Below are 16,986 nucleotides of genomic sequence, written 5' to 3' on the forward strand. Positions count from 1 at the left end.
TTGATTTCGACCTCGCTCCACGCCTGGCGCTAAAGGTTCTCGGCAGTGATCGTATAGAAGCGCACGGGTTCGGAGCTGACCTCGACCGTGATGAAGCCGATCTTCCTCAGGACCGTATCGATGGCGCGCCGGGCCTGCGTCTCCGGGGCCTGATCCAGGACGATATCCATCAAGCCCGATCGCAGCCAAAGCCGGGATTCATCCGTCAGCTCATGGCCGACCCACATCAGGGGTTGGCCGGATTTGCGCCGTTCCAGGACGGAGGCCACGCCGGCATTGGCGCCGCCCGCATTGTAGAGGCCGATGATCCCAGGATCGCGCTTCAACGCCGTATCGAGAACCTCGGCCGATCGCTGGTCCTGGTCGAGCCCGAACAGCGTCTGCGAGAACAGCAGGCCATCTCCCGCATGCTCGGCAAGGTAGTCCGAGAAACCGCGGATGCGCTCCCGGTGCACTTCGTAGACGCCGCTGTGGCAAAGCGCGGCCAAATGCCCGGACGCGCCTCTCAGCATTCTCGCCATCAGCATGGCGGCCGTCCGGCCCGCCGCATAATTGTCGATGCCGACGAAGGCATCGTGGGAGCCGTCGATCCGGGACACGATCTGGACGATGGCGACGCCCTTTTCGCGCTCCTGGGCGAGCCTGGCCCTGACCTCGGGATGGTCGGGAGCGACGATGATCAGCCCGACCCGGCGAAAGCCGGGCTCGGCGATCCGCTGGGCCACGCTGGCAGGGGCGTTCTCGTCCACGAAGGTGCGGTGTAGCAGGATGCTCGGATCGAGCGACTCCGAGATGCGGATGAAAGCTTCGTTCAACCGCGTGAAGAAGGGCGTTTCGCGACGCACCATCAGGACCTCGACACGCAGGACACCGCTATATTTCTGCGGGAGGGCCCGGGTGCTGCCGAGCTGGCGCATGGCCTGCACGACTTTTTCAATGGTGGCAGGCGTGACATTGCCGCGCGAGTTCAGGACGCGCTCGACCGTCGCGGTTCCGACCCCGGCTTCGCGCGCAATGTCCGCCAACGTCGCCTTTTTCATCGCAGCTCCCGGATTGACGGGCTGTTCCGTGTCTCTTGATCAAATATGATCATAATTGTTGTCGCCTGGGAAGGGGCCTCTCCCTACCATGATCCCATGCCCGGACAGGAAGATCTCAGCAGGCAAACTGCAGCGAACCGGGCATCCATGGTGGGATGCGAGGATCCTGGAAGATGTTTCGGGCTGACGTTCCGTACAGCTCCAAAGCAAACTCGACTGATTACAGCCGAACGCCGTTCCGACCGGCAAAAATTACAAGGCTGAACTTTCGAAGGTTCAGACGGCTCGTCCGCCTGACGGATCAGGGAGGAAGGAATGAACGACCCCAAGGGGGCCACGCCGCTCATGGCCGATGCCCGACTGCGTCGCGTCTCGCCATTTCGCAGGGCCTTGATCAGGCCCGAACTCGGAGCGATCTGCGGCACGATCGCCGTGTTCTTGTTCTTTCTGATTCTCGCGCCTGCCTCCGGAATGTTCTCCCTGGAAGGGGTGATGAATTGGGGCACGGTCTCGGCTCAGTTCATGATCATTGCCGTCGGCGCTTGTCTCTTGATGATTGCGGGCGAGTTCGATCTTTCCGTCGGCTCGATGATCGGCTTCTCTGGCATCGTGATCGCCTTGCTGTCGACCTCGTTCGGCTTTCCGATGTGGCTGGCAATTCTCGCGGCCTTCGCCGTTTCGCTGGCGATCGGGGCGCTCAACGGCTTCCTGATCCTGCGCACGGGACTGCCCTCCTTCATCGTCACCCTGGCAGCACTTTTCATCCTGCGCGGCCTGACGACCTACATCCCGATCCTGACCAACGGCTCGACCATCATCGGCGGGCTCAAGGCCGCATCCGCCGGCGACTGGCTGGCGCCGGTCTTCGGAGGCAAGATCTTGCAAGGCCTGTTTGTTTGGCTGGCCGAGCATGGCGCGATCGGCACCTTCAAGGCAGGCCCCAAGGCCGGCCAACCGATCGTTGACGGCATCCCGATGCTGATGGTCTGGGCGCTTGGCCTGGCCATCGTCGCCCATGTCGTTCTCACCCGCACCGTGTTCGGAAGCTGGATCTTTGCCGCCGGCGGTGATGCCAATGCCGCGCGCAATGTCGGTGTTCCCGTCGGGCGCGTGAAGATCTGCATGTTCATGCTCACGGCCTTCTGCGCCACGGTTCTGGCGGCCTGCCAGGTGCTCGAATTCGGGTCCGCGGCGGCCGATCGCGGGCTTCTCAAGGAATTCGAGGCCATCATCGCCGCAGTGATCGGCGGCACGCTGCTGACAGGTGGCTACGGCACCGTGGCCGGTGCGGCCCTGGGCGCCATCATCTTCGGCGTCGTTCAGCAGGGGCTTTTCTTTGCGGGCGTCGAAAGCTCCCTGTTCCGGGTTTTCCTGGGGCTCATCCTGTTGGTGGCGGTCGTCCTCAACACCTATATCCGCCGCATCATCACCGGGGAGCGCTGAATATGGCGAACACGATCCTCGAGCTGAAGAACATCGAGAAGCATTTCGGTATGGTGATCGCGCTGGCCGGTGTCAGCATCGCCATCAAGGAAGGCGAGGTGCATTGCCTGCTCGGCGACAATGGCGCAGGCAAATCGACACTGATCAAGACGATGTCCGGCGTGCACAGGCCGACAAAGGGAGAGATCCTGCTCGACGGCAAGTCCGTTGCCTTCGCCGGTGCCCGCGATGCCATCGATGGGGGCATTGCCACCGTTTTCCAGGACCTGGCGATGATCCCCCTGATGTCCGTGACCCGCAATTTCTTCCTGGGCCGGGAACCCAGGAAGAGGTTCGGCCCGTTTCGCTTCTATGATTTCGAGACGGCCAATCGCGTCACCATGGAGGAAATGACGCGGATGGGCATTCGTCTGCGCGAGCCGGGGCAGGCGGTCGGGACGCTCTCGGGAGGCGAACGGCAATCGGTTGCAATCGCCAGGGCGGTCTATTTCGGTGCCCGTGTCCTGATCCTGGACGAGCCCACCTCCGCATTGGGCGTAAGGCAGACCGCGAACGTCCTGGCGACCATCGACAGGGTGCGGTCCAAGGGGGTGGGCGTGGTGTTCATCACCCATAACGTCCGCCATGCCCTGGCGATCGGCGACCGCTTTACGGTGCTCAATCACGGCAAGACCTTGGGTACCGCCCTTCGCGGCGAGGTCAGCCACGACGAATTGCAGAACCTGATGGCCGGGGGGCAGGAACTCGTCGAGCTCGAGAGCTCCCTGCGGGGCCGCGTCTGAGCGGGATCGATGTCGCTGCGCTTCCCTCGATCGCAAGCAAATAGCCAATTCGCGGGGCAGGACATGGAACGACCTGAGCATCCAAGAGACCTTGCCGAACTGTGCCAGCGGTTTGCGGAGATGCGCGTCGGGTTGAAACCCTGGGCGCAAACGGCCATGGACTATGCCCTCGACAATCGCCTTCAGGTCGCCTTGGGGTCGGCGTGCGACATGGCAAAGGCTTGCGGCATCCCGACCTCGGCCGTCAGCCGCTTGGTGAAACTGTTCGGATTCCGCTGCTTTGCGGATTTCCGCGACGTCTTCAAGCAGGAGATCCGCTTCCATCTCCGTCTTCGACGCCGATGTTTTGTCGAACGTTCCTGATCAGTCTCCGTCCGTCGACATCGATGGCCGGCAGGAGAATGCGTAAACAGGTACTTGGGTCGAGTTTGGGTGCCGGTGATGGCGTGCCCGCTTCGTTGCCGCTGCTCAGACCGCTCGACCTCCGCCGTCTAGGCCCGTGTTTCTGCTGCCAGGGGAAAGTCTCTCGGGCCTCGCCAGCGCAGCGCTTCGATAAAAAGGGTAAAAGCAGCCGAGTGTTGCCGCCGGCTCGGATAATAAAGGTGATAGCCGGGAAAGGGAGGACACCAGTCTTCGAGGACCCGGATAAGCTGTCCGGCACAGATGGGGTCTTTCACCATGTCATCCGGCAGGCAGGCAAGCCCAAGCCCATTCGATGCTGCGTTGATGATCAACAGAACGTCGTTACAGGTGAATTGCCCCTCCACCCTGACATTGAGCGGCCTGCCATTCTTTTCGAATTCCCAGGCATAGAGCCCGCCTTTGGTGGGCAAGCGCAGGTTGATGCAGTTGTGGCCGGTCAGGTCATGGGGTGTTTTGGGTTTGGGGTGCACCTCAAAATAACCCGGCGACCCCACGACCGCCATCCGCAAGTCCGGCGAGATCCGCACGGCAATCATGTCCTTCTCGACCTGCTCGCCCAGGCGGATGCCGGCATCGAAACCGTCCCCGACAATGTCCGTCAGCCTTTGGTCGATTGAAATCTCGATGTTGAGGTCGGGGTAATCCGCCATCAGCTTGCGCGCCGCAGGCATCAGGATGGCATCGGAGGCACTTCGACTCGAGGTGATGCGGATCGTGCCGGCCGGCTTCTCACGCAATTCGTCCAAGGCGGCCAAGCTGCCGCGAATATCGTCGAAGGCGGGAGCCAATGCGGCATATAGCTTGGCCCCGGCCTCGGTCATCGAAATATTCCGGGTGGTTCGACTGAGGAGGCGCAGCCCCAGCCGTTCCTCCAAGCGCCGAACGGTATGGCTCAGCGCAGACTGGGACGTGCCCAATTGTGCAGCCGCGCGAGTGAAACTGCCTTCCTCGGCGACGGTCAGGAAAGCGGCAAGATCGCCGTATTCGCTGCGATGCATTCATGAAAATCCGATATAGACCTATGCACAATTTTGCATCTAACGGAGGCAATGCACCAGTCCTATTCTTGGAGAAACGGGAACGTGCTTCCACCTGCTGGCGCCGAGCGGGCTCTTGCCATCGCGGCGGCCGAGCGCGGGCCAATGGCGCGTTCCCTTTCGAAAAGGAGAAAAGACATGCAAAAGCGGATGCTTGGCAAAAGCGGCCTTGAGGTTTCGGCTCTCGGCTATGGCTGCATGGGGTTGGATTTCGGCTACGCCCACAAGCTCGGCAAGCAGGAGGGCATCACCTTGATCCGCCAGGCGGTGGATCGCGGCGTCACCTTCTTCGACACGGCGGAGGTTTACGGACCATTCACAAACGAGGAAATGGTCGGCGAAGCGCTGCGTGCGGTTCGCGACCAGGTCGTGATCGCCACGAAGTTCGGCTTCAACATCGTCGATGGCAAGCAGTCGGGGCTGAACAGCAGGCCCGACCACATCAAGGCGGTCGCCGATGCATCCCTCAAGCGACTTGGCGTCGAACAGATCGACCTCTTCTACCAGCATCGGGTCGATCCGGGCGTGCCGATCGAAGACGTGGCGGGCGCGGTGAAGGAACTGATCGCAGCCGGCAAGGTGAAGCACTTCGGACTGTCGGAACCGGGTGCGCAGACGGCTCGTCGCGCCCATGCGGTTCAGCCTGTGAGCGCCTTGCAGAACGAATATTCCCTCTGGACGCGGGGCGTCGAAACGAACGGCATCCTGGAGATCTGCCAGGAGTTGGGGATTGGCCTCGTGCCCTATAGCCCGCTCGGCAAGGGCTTCCTGACGGGAGCGATGGATAAGGACACCAAGCTCGCTGATGGCGATTTTCGCAGTATTTTGCCGCGCTTCACGCCCGATGCGATGGCAAAGAACCAAGCTTTGGTGGATCTTCTGAAACGGATCGCAGCCGACAAGAACGCCACGCCCGCGCAGGTTGCGCTTTCGTGGCTGCTGGCACAAAGGCCCTGGATCGTGCCGATCCCCGGTACCACCAAGCTCAATCGTCTCGAAGAGAATCTCGGTGCTGTCGATGTCGATCTGACGGCGGCAGACCTTTCCGAAATCCAGGCTGCCGCAGCCGCAATCCGGATCGAAGGCGAGCGCTATCCCGAGCAGCTTCTCAAGACGACGGGTCTTTGAGGGGCACCCTGCACAATCGAGCGGAGAACGGTCGTCGTCATCACGGGCGCTGCGAGCGGCCTTGGGAACAAGACCGCGCTCCACCCGCCAGGGCGGGCGTCGAGGTCGGCGTAGCCGGTACTCCGCATTGGATAACAACGAGGTCCTTCCATGAAGAAGATCGCCGCATCCATCGCAATTTCAACGCTGGCCGCGACCGGTGCCGAGGCCCAGGAACCTCGTCGTGAGCGTGTTGCACCTGCAGCCGTTTACGAGGTCGCCCCAGGCCTTGGTCATTTCACGGACGACGTGTTGTTCGGCGAGGTCTGGAAACGTGGCGAACTGCCCCCGCGTGATCGTAGCCTGATTACGGTCGCGGCCCTGGTTTCGACTGGGAAGGCGGCGCAGATCGGCAGCCATGTCGCTCGCGCGCTGGACAATGGCGTGAAGCCGGAGGAGATCGGCGAACTCATCACCCAGCTCGCCTTCTATTCCGGCTGGCCGAATGCGATATCGGCCGTCGGCGAGGCAAAGAAGGTTTTCGACGCGCGCGGGATCGGCGCTGTCGCCAACAGCCACGCCGCACGGATTGAGCTCGATGCAGCGGCGGAAGCGGCTCGTGTCGGCACGGTGAACAGCGCGGTGGGACCGACGTCTCCAATCTTGGCTGAGTTGACCAACCGCGTCCTGTTCGGCGATCTGTGGCGGCGGCCCGATCTATCGCCGCGCGATCGCAGCCTCGTCACCATTGCCGCGCTCATCGCCATCGGGCAACCCGAACAGCTTCCCTTCCACGCCAATCGCGCCATGGACAATGGCCTGACACAGGCGGAAACCGCCGAGATACCTGCGCATCTCGGTTTCTACGCTGGCTGGCCTCGCGCCATGTCAGCCATTCCCGTGCTGGAAAAGGTGTTTGCTTCCCGCCGGAAAGAGCAGCGCTGAGCGGCAGGGAAGGGCCTGCCGCATTTTGCCGGACAGGCGGGATGCCGGATCTCATCGAGGCCGCAGGCCTGCGATATCTGCCCTGCCTCCCTTGATATCGCCGCCGACACGGGCGTGCCGCAAAAATAATCCGCATTGCTTGTTGACAATCTGTATTTTTTGCAATGATCATTGCAAAAAATCAGGGAGGATTTCCGTGCTCAGGATTGCCGTATTGGGATGCGGGCGTATCGGACGGATGCATGCTGCCAACATCGGGGCTCATCCCCGGACCCGGCTCGCCGGTGTCTTCGACGTTTCGAGAGAAGCTGCCGCCGAGGTCGGAGCCCGAGAGGCGACGCCCGTCTTCGCGACCGATGAGGAGGTCTTCGCCTCCAGGGAAGTCGACGCCGTGCTCATCGCCAGTTCCACCAGCACGCATGCCGACTATATCGAAAAGGCCGTGGCGGCCGGCAAGCCGGTGTTGTGCGAGAAGCCGATCGACCTGAGCCTGGAAAGGGTCGATCGCTGTGCCAGCACGATCGGCAAGACGTCCCTGCCCATCATGCTCGGCTTCGTCAGGCGTTTCGACCCCACGCACAGGGCGACCAAGGCTGCCATCGCGAATGGCGATATCGGTGACGTACACCAGATCGTCATCACCTCCCGCGACCCGGGAATGGCGCCGGCCGCCTATATGGAGGTGTCGGGCGGTATTTTCCGCGACATGACGATCCACGATTTCGACATGGCCCGCTTCCTGCTGGGCGAGGAACCGCAAACGGTGAGCGCGGTCGGAAGCCGGCTGGTCAATCCGGCTCTGATGGCCCGCTGCGAGGACTGGGATACCGTCTCGGTGGTTCTGACCACGCCGTCGGGGAAGCAGTGCGTGATCTTGAATTCCAGGCAGGCTGCCTATGGCTACGACCAACGCGTCGAGGTGTTCGGCAACAGGGGCATGGCCATCTCGGAAAACCGCAGGACGCATGACTGCGTGCGTTTTGCCGCGGAGTTCACATCCCGCGGGGCGCCTTACCTCAATTTCTTCATCGAACGCTATGCGGAGGCCTTCAACGCCGAGATCGGCGCCTTCGTCGACGCGGTCGAAAACGGCACGACGCCGGAGGTCGGCTTTGCCGATGGCCGTGCGGCCCTGGTCCTGGCCGAAGCGGCCGGCCGGTCGATCCGCGAAGGACGGCCGGTAAACGCCGGCGAGGTCGGGTGAGCATGTATCAGGATTTCGGCCTTTTCATCGACGGCCAATGGCGCCAGGCCTCCGACAAGGGCAGCTCTCCAGTCATCAGCCCCGTGCACGAGCGCGCGCTGGGTGAAGTCCCGCTGGCGACCCTCGCCGATACGGAAGAGGCCCTGGACAGCGCCGCCAAGGGTTTTGCGCTGTGGCGATCGAAGACGGCATTCGAGCGCGCAGATGCCCTGCATCGGATCGCCGATGAGATGCGCCGCCGCAAGGACGATGCCGTTCGCATGATCTCGAGCGAAACCGGAAAGCCCCTTGGGCAGGCCGAGCGTGAATGGGGCCTCGCCACCGACCAGTTCCGCTGGTACGCCGAAGAGGCGCGCCGCATCTATGGCCGCATCATCGAGAGTCGGGTCCCTGGTGGACGCTTCGAGGTTCTGCACGAGCCTGTCGGCATCGCTGCCGCCTTCACGGCCTGGAACTTCCCGGCGGCCCTGGTCGCGCGCAAGGCCGCACCGGCACTTGCCGCTGGCTGTTCGATCATCGTCAGGCCTTCCAGCCAGACGCCGGGGACGGCCATGCTCATGGTCGACTGCACCCGGGCGGCGGGTATCCCCGCCGGCGTGGTGAGCCTCGTCGTCGGCCCGACCGCCACGACCTATGGTCCGATCATGGCCTCCTCGGCGGTGCGCAAGGTCTCGCTGACGGGCTCGACGCGCGTCGGGCAGCAGATGATCAGGGATGCCGCCGAAACGGTGAAGAAGGTCTCGATGGAGCTCGGCGGCAACGCACCCCTGATCATCTATGAGGATGCCGACCTCGAACTGGCCCTCAACACCTCGGTGCCGACCAAATACGCCAATGCTGGCCAGGTCTGCGTGACTCCCGATCGCTTCTTCGTCCATGAAAGCCTGCATGATGCCTTTGTGCGGGGCTTCGTGGCCAGGGCGAGTGCCCTCAGGCTCGGCGACGGTCTCGACGGCGAGACGCAGATGGGGCCGCTCATCAATGCAAGGCGTCGTGGCGAGATCGAGGCCATCGTCGCCGAGGCCGAGAAGGCCGGCGCCAGGCTGGTTTGCGGCGGGCGCGCGCCTCCTTCCTTCAACGCCGGCTTTTTCTTCGAGCCGACGGTGCTTACCGAGGTCGAGGACGGCATGCGCGTGTTCGCCGAGGAGAATTTCGGGCCGATCGCCGCCATAGCCTCGTTTGCCACCGATGACGAGGTTATTGCGCGGGCCAATGCCAGCGACATGGGATTGTCCGCCTATGCCTTCACGCGCAGCCCTGCGCGCGCCAGGCGGACCGTCGCCGAGCTGAAGGCGGGCATGGTCGGTATCAACAGCTTCGCCCTGGCCGCCGCCGAGGCCCCTTTTGGCGGCACCCGGTATTCGGGCATGGGCCGCGAGGGGGGCACCGAGGGCATTGCCGATTATCTCGATACCAAGCTGGCCCAGATCGTATTTTGAGGAGGCGCCGTTGATCAGGAACAAGCTGAAGCAGAGCTGGGCCGAAGGGCGGCCCACCATCAACGGATGGCTCTCGATCGGCAACCCGTTCACTGCGGAAATCATGGCGGCGCAAGGCTATGACAGCCTTACGGTGGACGTGCAGCACGGGGCTCTCGACTATTCCATGCTGCTGCCGATGCTGCAGGCCATGCGCGCATCGGGTGTCGTGCCGATGGCGCGCGTGCCCTGGCTCGAACCCGGCATCATCATGAAGGCGCTGGACGCCGGCGCCTATGGCATCATCTGCCCGATGGTGAACACGGCCGAACAGGCGGCCGAGTTCGTCAGCTATATCCGCTATCCACCGCACGGCCAGCGCAGCTTCGGCCCGACGCGGGCCAACTTCTCGGCCGGCGCCAACTATGCGGCCGAAGCCAATGACGAGATCCTCGGTTTCGCCATGGTCGAAACCGCCCAGGCCATGGCCAATCTTGAGGCGATCGCCGCCACGCCCGGACTGGACGGTATCTATGTCGGGCCGGCCGATCTCACCTTCAGCCTGCACCAGGGGCGCCTGGCGCCGGGTTTCGACCGCGAGGAGCCGGAGATGATCGAGGCGCTGCAGGCGATCGTCGCGGCATGCAAGAAATCGGGCAAGATCGCCGCCCTGCATTGCGGCACGCCCGACTATGCCACGCGCGCCATCGCCTGGGGCTTCGACATGACCACGGTGTCGGGCGATTCCAGGCTGCTCGCCGCTGCCGCGCAGGCCAGCGTCTCCCGCTTTCGCGAGCTCAACGGCAAACCGGCCACGGCATCCCCGGCGGTGAAATCGGCCTATTGATCGCGTGCCTGCAAAGGTCTCATGCCAGGGCACATAAAGGCTGACCCCTCATTGCGAGCGAAGCGAAGCAATCCAGGGACTTGAAGGCACAAAGTCTACGGCCCTTGGATTGCTTCGCTTCGCTCGCAATGACAGAGGTGGTGAGCGAGGCTCTATGCAAGTTGGTATCAGCCATAGAGGCCGGGCATGGGCGTAGTGGATATCTCTTCCCGACGCCCGGATCCGAGCGACCGCAGTCCCGCCTCGGCCACGAGGGTGGCGGCATATCCGTCCCAGGCACTCGCACCGGTGGGCTTGCCGTCCCTGATGCCGTCGATCCACCCCTGCGCCTGCAGGCGATAGGCATCCTGGAAGCGCGGGCGCCAGTCCAGCGGATAGCTCGCCCCCTGCGACAAGGCGTGGTTGACGAGCGCATGCACCGGCCGCTGCAGCTCGATCGTGCCCTTCTCGCACACGAGTTCGCCCCTGACGTCGTAGCCATAGACGGCATCGTTGAAGACCTCGATGGTCGCCAGGGTGCCACCCGGCCCGTCCAGCACCAGAAAGACGGGCGCGCCGGGCGTTTGGGTGGAAACTTCGCCGGGCCGGAACACCGAAATGGCGGTCAGGTCGCCGGCAAGCATCCAGCGTATGATGTCGAATTCGTGCACGGCCGAATTGGCAAGGGCCATGCCGCCATCGAACCAGGGTGGCGCGGCGACATTGCGATGGATGCAATGAAACAGCAGAGGCTTGCCGAGCCTGCCCGCCAGGAGTTGCTCCTTCATCGCGACATAGGCGGGATCGAACCGGCGCATATAGCCCACCTGGACCAGACGCACGCCTGCCGCTATCTCGGCATCGATCAGTTCGAGGCATTCCTGCGAGGTCGAGGCCAGAGGCTTTTCGCACAGCACCGGCTTGCGGGCCATGATGCAGGCAAGGGACAGCTCCTTGTGGGTGCTGTCCGGCGAGGCGATCAGCACGGCATCGACCTGAGGATCGCCAATGAGACGGAGAGGGTCGCCGGCAACATCGGTAGCGCCGACCTCGTCGGCAATCTGCCTGGCGCGCTCGGCATTGGCATCGTAGATGCTGCGAATGCTGGCGCCGGCCACCTGCGATGCGATCGTGCGGGCATGATCGGCGCCCATCACGCCAACGCCGACGATCCCCAATTTGACGCTCATTTCTTCCTCCCGATTTTCGATAGCAGGGCGCTAGGTCAGCCAGCACGGCGTCCAGACACCGCCCTTTTCATGGGATTCCACCGCGGCCTGAATGAAGTTCACGCCGCGCGCGCCATCCTGCACTGTAGGAAATTCGAGCATGCCCGCCGGCAGGGAACGCCTGGCGGCTCTCGCTTCGATCGCCACGGCGAATTCGGTGTAGAGATTGGCCCAGGCATTGCTGAGCGCCTCGCCATGCCCGCTCGGCAGCGTGGACATTTTCCCGACGCCAGGCAGCATCACGCCTTTCTTGCCGCGGACGATCACCTCGTCCGGTTGCCCGAGATAACTGACCCGAAGATATTCGGGCTTTTCCTGGTCCCATTCGATGCCGCCGCGCTCGCCATAGACCCGCAAGCGCAGGGCGCAATAATTGCCGGGCGCGACCTGCGTGACCAGGAGCGTGCCGGGGGCGCCGCCGGCAAGGCGGATATTGATGAAGGCTGTGTCCTCCAGGCCGCGCGCGGGGCCGCAGACATGCAGATCTGCTCTCAGCTCGACGATCGGTTCGGCCGTGACATAGCTCGCCAGATGAAAGGCGTGCGTACCGATGTCGCTGATCGCCGACGCCTTGCCGACCCTTGCCGGATCCTGGCGCCAGGGCAGCTCTCCGCCAGCCGGCTTTTCTTCCAGGCAGGACCATTCCTGGAAATACTCGACATGGACCTGGCGGACCCGCCCGATCCGGCCTGCGAGGATCATGTGCCGCGCCTGCCGTACCATGGCGTGAAACGCGAAGGCATAAGTCACGCCGAAGACCAATCCCGTATCCCTCTCGAGGGTCATCAGGGCCTTGGCTTCGTCCAGGCTCGTCGTCAGGGGCTTGTCGCAGATGACGTTGACGCCCGCCTCGAGGAAGGCACGGGCGATCTCGTAGTGGGTGTGGTTGGGCGTACAGATCGAAACTGCATCGATGCCATCAGGGCGGGCGGCTTCGTGCCGCGCCATGATGCGATAATCGTCGTAGATGCGGTCGTCGGCCAGGAACCAGTCCCGGCCCGATGCCCGGGCCGTGGCCGGATCGGCCGAGAGCGCTCCTGCGACGATGTCCCACCGGTTGGAGAGACGAGCGCCGGCGGCGTGCCAAGCGCCGACCTGGCCACCGCGCCCGCCGCCGACGAAGCCAAGCCTCAGTCGACGATCGGCCCTGGGATAGGCCTCCATCCGAGATTGCCTGGCTGTCATGACTTCCTCTCCCTGCACCTACCGGTGCGATTTTTTGCAATGATTATTGATAAAAATAATTTTAGTCAATTATCATTTCAATAGCCCTTGACGGCCGCGCCGGCTTTGCAATAATTGTTGCAATCACAATGAAAATGAAATAGAAATTGCAAAAAAGAAGCAAGCACCAGCGGCAGGACGGGGAAATTCGCAATGCGTGCCAGGCGTCACGAAAGCATCCTTGCTTGCAGCAGGATCGCCGGGCGACGGATCTTTCGATCCCAATGAAGTCGATGCTCTTCCAGCGCGGGCGGCCGCCTTTTTTCCGGTGGCATCTGCCGGCTGATGCGTCATGAATAGAGCAACAAGAAAAGAAAGAGGGAGCGAGGCATGACATTGCTGCAGCTGAAGTCAGTCTCAAAGAGCTTCGGCGCCATCAAGGCATTGACAGACGTCGAATTGACGATTGGCAGGGCCGAGATCGTCGGCTTGATGGGCGACAACGGCGCCGGCAAATCCACCTTGGTCAAACTGATCGCCGGCAACTTCCCTCCCACTTCCGGTGAAATCAAGCTCGACGACGAGGTGGTGCATTTCCACAAGCCGGTGGAGGCCCGGGCCAAGGGGATCGAGGTCGTCTATCAGGACCTTGCCCTGTGCAACAACCTCTCGGCCGCCGCCAACGTATTCCTCGGCCGCGAGATCAAGAAGGGCGTCGGTCCTTTGCGCTGGCTCGATCACGGGGCGATGATCAAGAAGGCCGGTGAGCTCTTCGCCGAGCTCAAATCGGAAACCCGCCCCCGCGACCTGGTCCGACAGATGTCGGGAGGGCAGCGCCAGGCGGTGGCCATTGCACGCACGCGCCTGTCGCAGGCCAAGATCGTGTTGATGGACGAACCCACCGCCGCCATCAGCGTGCGGCAGGTTGCCGAGGTCCTGGGGCTGATCCATCGCCTGCGCGACGCCGGCATTTCGGTGGTGCTGATTTCCCATCGCATGCCCGACGTCTTCGAAGTCTGCGACCGCGTCGTCGTCATGCGGCGCGGCCATAAAGTGGCGGACAAGCCCATAGCCGCAACCTCGCCCGAAGAGGTTACGGGTCTCATCACCGGCGCAATCCAGGCAGCGTGAGGTTGCGATGACGGATGCTTCCAACCATTCCAAGCAGGCCAATGCGCCTGTGTCCGCCAATGTTTCCATCGAGTCGGTCCTGACGACGAAGGAAAAATCATTGTGGCAGTCGCTCGTCTCCAGCCAGGCCTTCTGGGTGACGGTCGCACTGCTCGTCATCTGCATCGTGATGTCGATCCGCGAGCCGCGCTTCGCCACCGAGGACAATTTCTACAACATCACCCGCAACTTCGCCTTTATCGGCATCATGGCGCTCGGTGCCACCGCCGTGATCGTCACCGGCGGTATCGATTTGTCCGTCGGCTCGATCATGGGCCTGGTCGCAGTCGTCTGCGGATTGACGCTGGAGGCGGGTAATCCCTGGTATGCGGCCGTGCTGGCCGGCCTCGTCGCCGGCGGCATAGCCGGTGCCGTGAATGGCGGGCTCATCGCCTATGTCGGCCTGTCCCCCTTCGTGGTGACGCTCGGCATGCTCTCGGCCGCCCGCTCGGTCGCCGTCGTCCTGTCCGGCAACAAGATGCTCTACAATTTCGGTCCCGGCGGCCCGACCTTCAAGGCCATCGGCGCCGGCGCGATTTTCGGTATCGCCAATCCCGTCTGGGTGCTGCTCGTACTCACTTTCGCGCTCTTCGTGGTCATGCGCATGACGACATGGGGCCGGCATCTGATCGCCATAGGCGGCAATGAACAGGCCGCCAACCTTACAGGCGTCCCGGTCAAGCGCATCAAGCTGCAGGCCTATGTCGTTTCCGGCGTCAGCGGTGCCATCGCCGCGATTCTGAGCGTCGGCTGGGCCGGTTCGGCCATCAACTCCCTGGGCACGGGTTATGAACTGCGCGCCATCGCCTCCACGGTGATCGGCGGCGCCAATCTCATGGGCGGGGAGGGCGGTGCCTTCGGTGCGCTGATCGGCTCGGCTTTGCTCGAAGTGATCCGCAATTCCCTGCTCATGGCCGGCGTCGATTCCAACTGGCAGGGCGTTTTCGTCGGCAGCTTCCTGGTTCTTGCGGTCCTGCTCGAGCGGATCCGCGGCAAGAGACGCGAATGACCGGTCGAACCGGCATCGTGTGAACGCCCCAAGGGCGTGTCGCGGACACGTCCCGGAGGGCACAACATCCGGAGGAGACAATGCTCAAATATCTGCTGACCTCGGCGGCCCTTGCCGTTGGTCTTGCCGCGACGGCCGGTGGCGCCCATGCCGCCGACAAGCTGACCTTCGCGCTCGTCCCCAAGAACACCAACAATCCCTTCTTCGACCAGGCGCAGGCCGGCTGCAAGAAGGCGGAGAAGGAACTCAACGGCGCCATCGAATGCCTCTATGTCGGCCCGGGCGAACATGGCGGCGGCGACGAACAGGCGCAGATGGTGCAGGACCTCATCACCAAGGGCGTCGACGGCATCGCCGTCTCGGTGGCCAATGCACCGGCGATCGCCGCTGCGCTGCAGGGCGCGGCCGGGGCCAAGATTCCGGTGCTGACCTGGGACTCCGACTTGCTTCCCGACGCCAAGGGCGAGCGTGTCGCCTATGTCGGTACGCACAATTACGAGATCGGCGTGAATCTCGCCAAGATTGCCATGAAGATCAAGCCGAAGGGCGGCAAGATCTGCATCCAGTCCGGCGGTGCGGCAGCCGCCAACCACAATGAACGCATGCAGGGAATTCGCGATACTCTTGCCGGCAAGCCGAGCGCCCAGTCGCCGGGCGATCGCCTGACCGGCCAGAACGGCTGGACCGAAGTCGACGGGTGCCCGCTCTATACCGATGACGATTTCCCGAAATCGGTGCAGCAGCTCGAAGACACGCTCGGCAAATATCCCGATCTCGATGCGTTCATCCCGACGGGCGGCTTCCCCGAATTCCTGCCCGACGCCTATCGGCAGGTGGCGACCAAATATAAGAGCAAGATCGCCTCCGGCGCCCTTGCCCTGGTGGTTGCCGATACGCTGCCCGTGCAGATCGACCTTCTCAAGGAAGGCCTGGCTTCCGGCAATGTCGGCCAGCGTCCCTTCGAGATGGGCTATAAGGCGATGTATTTCCTCAAGGACATCAAGGACGGCAAGGCCCCGCCCAAGGATCCCAGCTATACCGGCCTGGACGTCTGCACACCCGAAAACGTCGCCACCTGCATCGGCGGTGGCAACTGACGGAGCCAGGTCGCTCCATACAGCCTGCAAGGCCCGTCGATCTTCCGGGCCATCCTGCGGGCAGTCCGGACATGCCGCGTGGCTAACGCTGCGCGGCATACCTGTGATAAAGCGCGATTTGCATGCGGCATTTTCCCAAGCTGCCGGTGATTGGAGAAGGATATATTCATGGGCGCCGACAGTGTCCCGCAAGACTACGAGGACCTAATTCGGGTCATCCACGACAAGTATGACGGGATGAGCAAGGCCTATCAGAATATAGCCGTTTACCTGACCCAAAATCCCAATGATGTCGCGGTGATGTCGCTCAACGCCATCGCGGACACCTGCGGCATCCATGCCTCCAGTTTCGTTCGTTTCGCCCAGATGCTGGGCTATAAGGGCTTCAAGGAGGTGCAGGCGGTCTTCCAGCGACGCCTGTCGACGGCCGCCCCTGGCTTCCAGGCCAGAATCAAAGCCCTGGAGTCGGAGCTGAGCGACCGGGAGAATGTCGGCGGCTGGGGCTTCCTGCACGATCTGGTCCTGCGCGACATCGACGCCTTGCAGGAGCTGCTGAACCTGACGACGGGAGAGACCATCGAAAAGGCCGTCGACCTGATGGAGAAGGCCGACACCATCTATCTGGTCGGCCAGCTTCGCTCGGCGCCGATCGTCGATCTCACCCGCTACATCCTGACCATGCTGGGAAAGCGCACCGTTCTCCTCGATGCGAGCGGCGGCCTTTCCACCCATATCGCCGGCACCATGCGGCCCACGGATCTGCTCTTTGCCGTCTCTTTCCGGTTTTATGCGACCGAAGTCGTCAATATCGTCGAGCAGGCGGCTGCCCGGGACATGCCCATCCTGGCGATAACGGATTCAACCCTTTCGCCCCTCGCCAAGAACGCAACCGTTCTGTTCGCGGTGCCCGAGCATCAATATACGTTTTCACGATCGCTGGCGGCTCCCATGTGTCTGGCGCAGTCCCTGACGGCGGCGCTGGCGGCACGCCTGCAGAAGGCTCCCGACCCCCGCATCCCGATCGTGACGCAACCCTAGGCGAGTGTTTGCACAGAGCAGCGGCCCACGAGGGGCCGCTTCCGGTCGCCCATA

15 protein-coding genes and 1 pseudogene are annotated in these 16,986 nt (G+C 63.0%); 12 read left to right on the forward strand and 4 right to left on the reverse strand.

Annotated features, from left to right (window positions below):
* Positions 1 to 29: 29 nt before the first annotated feature.
* A complete protein-coding gene (locus tag QM672_RS04875; protein ID WP_415080981.1) occupies positions 30 to 1,040 on the reverse strand; it encodes a LacI family DNA-binding transcriptional regulator in 1,011 nt (336 codons plus the stop codon).
* 345 nt (positions 1,041 to 1,385) lie between these two features.
* Between QM672_RS04875 and QM672_RS04880 the strand changes: the two genes are divergently transcribed.
* From QM672_RS04880 to QM672_RS04890, 3 genes are read left to right on the forward strand one after another with little or no spacing between them, the layout of a single operon-like run.
* Positions 1,386 to 2,483, forward strand: a complete 1,098-nt coding sequence (locus QM672_RS04880; RefSeq protein ID WP_415081148.1) for an ABC transporter permease — start codon at positions 1,386 to 1,388, stop codon at positions 2,481 to 2,483.
* Positions 2,484 to 2,485: 2 nt separating this feature from the next.
* Positions 2,486 to 3,265, forward strand: coding sequence for an ATP-binding cassette domain-containing protein (locus QM672_RS04885; RefSeq protein WP_415080983.1), 780 nt, complete (start codon positions 2,486 to 2,488; stop codon positions 3,263 to 3,265).
* Between the two features lie 9 nt (positions 3,266 to 3,274).
* Complete coding sequence (locus QM672_RS04890) at positions 3,275 to 3,628, forward strand: hypothetical protein (protein WP_415080985.1); 354 nt, start codon at positions 3,275 to 3,277, stop codon at positions 3,626 to 3,628.
* A gap of 128 nt (positions 3,629 to 3,756) precedes the next feature.
* Here the strand turns inward: QM672_RS04890 and QM672_RS04895 are convergent, their stop codons facing one another.
* Positions 3,757 to 4,686: a LysR family transcriptional regulator gene (locus QM672_RS04895; protein ID WP_415080987.1), complete on the reverse strand. Its 930-nt coding sequence runs from the start codon at positions 4,684 to 4,686 to the stop codon at positions 3,757 to 3,759.
* A 177-nt stretch (positions 4,687 to 4,863) separates the two neighbouring features.
* Between QM672_RS04895 and QM672_RS04900 the strand changes: the two genes are divergently transcribed.
* The 5 genes and pseudogenes from QM672_RS04900 (at position 4,864) to QM672_RS04920 (ending at position 10,246) form a co-directional block, all read left to right on the forward strand.
* Positions 4,864 to 5,853 carry an aldo/keto reductase gene (locus QM672_RS04900; protein WP_367624742.1) on the forward strand — a complete coding sequence of 330 codons (990 nt, stop codon included), beginning with the start codon at positions 4,864 to 4,866 and terminating at the stop codon, positions 5,851 to 5,853.
* Positions 5,854 to 6,003: 150 nt separating this feature from the next.
* Positions 6,004 to 6,762 (forward strand): annotated as a pseudogene (locus QM672_RS04905) (carboxymuconolactone decarboxylase family protein); the annotation flags it as partial.
* Positions 6,763 to 6,973: 211 nt separating this feature from the next.
* Positions 6,974 to 7,981, forward strand: coding sequence for an inositol 2-dehydrogenase (gene iolG, locus QM672_RS04910; protein ID WP_415080990.1), 1,008 nt, complete (start codon positions 6,974 to 6,976; stop codon positions 7,979 to 7,981).
* A 2-nt stretch (positions 7,982 to 7,983) separates the two neighbouring features.
* The gene (locus QM672_RS04915; RefSeq protein ID WP_415081150.1) at positions 7,984 to 9,420 is read left to right on the forward strand and encodes an NAD-dependent succinate-semialdehyde dehydrogenase; all 1,437 of its coding nucleotides are present in this window, start codon (positions 7,984 to 7,986) and stop codon (positions 9,418 to 9,420) included.
* 10 nt (positions 9,421 to 9,430) lie between these two features.
* A complete protein-coding gene (locus QM672_RS04920; protein WP_415080992.1) occupies positions 9,431 to 10,246 on the forward strand; it encodes an HpcH/HpaI aldolase family protein in 816 nt (271 codons plus the stop codon).
* Positions 10,247 to 10,413: 167 nt separating this feature from the next.
* On the opposite strand, the gene QM672_RS04925 is transcribed toward QM672_RS04920, so the two are convergent.
* Entirely contained in the window at positions 10,414 to 11,415 is a 1,002-nt protein-coding gene (locus tag QM672_RS04925) for a Gfo/Idh/MocA family protein (RefSeq protein WP_415080994.1), read from the reverse strand.
* 30 nt (positions 11,416 to 11,445) lie between these two features.
* Positions 11,446 to 12,639, reverse strand: a complete 1,194-nt coding sequence (locus QM672_RS04930) for a Gfo/Idh/MocA family protein (protein WP_415080996.1) — start codon at positions 12,637 to 12,639, stop codon at positions 11,446 to 11,448.
* Positions 12,640 to 13,008: 369 nt separating this feature from the next.
* On the opposite strand from QM672_RS04930, the gene QM672_RS04935 reads away from it, so the two are divergent.
* The 4 genes from QM672_RS04935 to QM672_RS04950 all read left to right on the forward strand — a co-directional run bounded on the left by QM672_RS04935 (position 13,009) and on the right by QM672_RS04950 (position 16,932).
* Complete coding sequence (locus QM672_RS04935) at positions 13,009 to 13,749, forward strand: ATP-binding cassette domain-containing protein (RefSeq protein WP_311936928.1); 741 nt, start codon at positions 13,009 to 13,011, stop codon at positions 13,747 to 13,749.
* A gap of 7 nt (positions 13,750 to 13,756) precedes the next feature.
* Complete coding sequence (locus QM672_RS04940) at positions 13,757 to 14,797, forward strand: ABC transporter permease (RefSeq protein ID WP_311936926.1); 1,041 nt, start codon at positions 13,757 to 13,759, stop codon at positions 14,795 to 14,797.
* Positions 14,798 to 14,877: 80 nt separating this feature from the next.
* Complete coding sequence (locus tag QM672_RS04945) at positions 14,878 to 15,894, forward strand: sugar-binding protein (protein WP_367624735.1); 1,017 nt, start codon at positions 14,878 to 14,880, stop codon at positions 15,892 to 15,894.
* A gap of 168 nt (positions 15,895 to 16,062) precedes the next feature.
* Complete coding sequence (locus QM672_RS04950) at positions 16,063 to 16,932, forward strand: MurR/RpiR family transcriptional regulator (protein WP_415080999.1); 870 nt, start codon at positions 16,063 to 16,065, stop codon at positions 16,930 to 16,932.
* Positions 16,933 to 16,986 lie beyond the last annotated feature (54 nt).

The sequence above is a fragment of the Labrys sp. (in: a-proteobacteria) genome (assembly GCF_047605565.1).
Taxonomy (GTDB): domain Bacteria; phylum Pseudomonadota; class Alphaproteobacteria; order Rhizobiales; family Labraceae; genus Labrys; species Labrys neptuniae.